Here is a 2,417-nt window from a genome sequence, read left to right on the forward strand (position 1 = left end):
TATAAAGTAGAAAAATAGGCGTTAAGCTAAATTTATTGATCTAGTAGCAACATTTTTCATAAACTTAGCGTATTTTTTTGAAATGTTTGAAATTTTTTCCAAAATTAGGGGTTTAATGTATAATAAAGATACACAATCTTAACACAAACGTAATCTTTTTTTGCTTTATGTTTAGAAATGCTTGCTTATAATAAATTTCAGGAGGTCTTTTTATGCCAGCAGGTTATACACATTATATTTTTGGTGAACAGGTTTTAGATCAACTTGATGAAAACATCAAGAAAAGGATCATGCCCTACATTGATTTGTATCATATTGGGATTCATGGTCCAGATATTCTTTTTTATTATGATGTCTATAAAAAGAATCCAGTTAAATCATTAGGCTTTGGAATGCATCAGCTTCCTGCCAACTCTTTCTTTAAACATGCAAAAGAGCTTATTAAACAGGATGCAACAGATGCAACACTCGCTTATACAATTGGATTTATTACTCACTTTACACTGGATAGTTCTTTACATCCTGAAATAGGTGTATTAGAGAATACATTATCTATGACCCACAGCTTACTAGAATCTGAATTAGATAGAGAATTACTTGTAAGAGTTGGAAGAGATCCTTTGACTGCCAATTTAACAACACATATTCATCCTGATTATACTATTGCGTTGGTCATTGCACCATTCTTTGATTTAAAGGCTGAAGAAGTAGATAAAGCATTACATGATCTACTCTTTATCTTAAAATGGCTTGTTGCTCCTACTAAATTGAAGAGAAACTTTGTCTTAAGTGTAATGAAGTTAGGTGGTATGTATGAAGAATATAAAGGATTACTTATTAACTATGAAAAAGATGAACATGCTGCCAATGATATCAATCATTTAATAGAAATGAAAGATGAAGCAGTGCCTTTAGCCGTATCACTCATTAATGAGTATGTTGACCATCTTGATGATGATTACTTAAATGAAAGGTTTAATAGAAACTATGAATAAACTAACTAAACTAGAAAAATACTGGATCTTGTATGATGTCGGTAATAGCGCCTTTGTCCTACTTGTTGCTACTATCATCCCAATTTACTTTAACTACCTTGCGTCTCTCGCAAAGATCAGCGAAGTCAACTATTTAGCTTATTGGGGATATGCATCTTCTTTCACAACTCTTATTGTTGCTATTATTGGACCAGTGCTTGGTTCTATTGTGGATACAAAGGGGTATAAGAAACCAATCTTTACTATTAGTATGATTATAGGTGTAATGGGCTTAGCCTGTTTTTCAGTTCCTAAGTCTTGGATTATATTCTTAGGTGTATTCGTTATTGCGAAGATTGGTTATAATGCAAGTCTGATTTTCTATGATTCTATGCTTCTAGATATTACAGATGACAAGCGTATGGACTATGTTTCATCTCAAGGATATGCATGGGGTTATATTGGAAGCTGTATACCTTTTGTAGTCAGCTTAGTGTTTGTCTTATTCTATGAAAAGATGGGTATTCCATTTAACGGTGCTATGACAATCGCCTTCTTAATCAATGCATTATGGTGGTTGGGCATGACATTACCACTCTTAAAGAACTATAAACAGGTAAATTTCGTAGAGAAACAAGAACATCCTATTCGTGATAGTTTTAAACGTTTAGGACATACTCTTTCTACTTTAAATGAAGATAAGAAAGTATTCTTCTATTTGATTTCTTTCTTCTTCTATATCGATGGTGTTTATACAATCATTGAAATGGCCACTGCCTATGGCAGTGCCCTTGGGCTTAATACAAATGGATTATTAATTGCCTTATTAGTGACTCAGATTGTTGCTTTCCCATTTGCGCTGATTTTTGGATATTTATCTAAAAAATACCCTACAGATAAACTTATTAAAGTATGTATTATTGCCTATACTGGTATTGCCTTATTTGCGATTCAGTTAGATAAACAATGGGAATTCTGGATCTTAGCTATTTTTGTAGGTATGTTCCAGGGAGCTATCCAGGCACTATCTCGTTCTTATTTTGCGAAAATTATTCCACCTCAGAAATCAGGTGAATACTTTGGTTTATTTGATATCTGTGGTAAGGGGGCATCCTTCATGGGTACAACTCTTGTAGGGCTCATTTCACAGCTTACAGGGCATATAAACTATGGCGTGGCAATGATTTCAGTAATGTTTGTGATTGGATTCTACTTCTTCCAGAAAGCGGCAGAATTATAAGAGGCCAGACTGTTGACAAACTAAATGTTAACAATCTTTTCTTTTAAAATCGAATAGTATGTGATAATATAGTTAATGCCGTAAGTGTCCACACTCCAATTAAGCAAATTTGTGGCCTTACGGCCTTTTCATATCCTGTCAATTAAGGCCTAAAAATGGTATAATTAAGATGCTTAATTGGAGGATATAAATATGGCAATGAC

2 protein-coding genes are annotated in these 2,417 nt (G+C 33.4%); both read left to right on the top strand.

Annotated elements, in window-relative coordinates; translation table 11 throughout:
- The first annotated feature begins 212 nt into the window (after positions 1-212).
- Positions 213-995 carry a zinc dependent phospholipase C family protein gene (locus ACFOZZ_RS08250; protein WP_376815064.1) on the top strand — a complete coding sequence of 261 codons (783 nt, stop codon included), beginning with the start codon at positions 213-215 and terminating at the stop codon, positions 993-995.
- On the top strand, positions 967-2,214 hold the full coding sequence (locus tag ACFOZZ_RS08255) for an MFS transporter (RefSeq protein WP_376815065.1): 1,248 nt from the start codon (positions 967-969) through the stop codon (positions 2,212-2,214). The genes ACFOZZ_RS08250 and ACFOZZ_RS08255 overlap by 29 nt, the downstream gene beginning before the upstream one ends.
- Positions 2,215-2,417 lie beyond the last annotated feature (203 nt).

It is taken from the genome of Catenibacterium sp. GCM10023432, from assembly GCF_042651925.1.
Classification (GTDB): domain Bacteria; phylum Bacillota_I; class Bacilli_A; order Erysipelotrichales; family Coprobacillaceae; genus Catenibacterium; species Catenibacterium mitsuoka.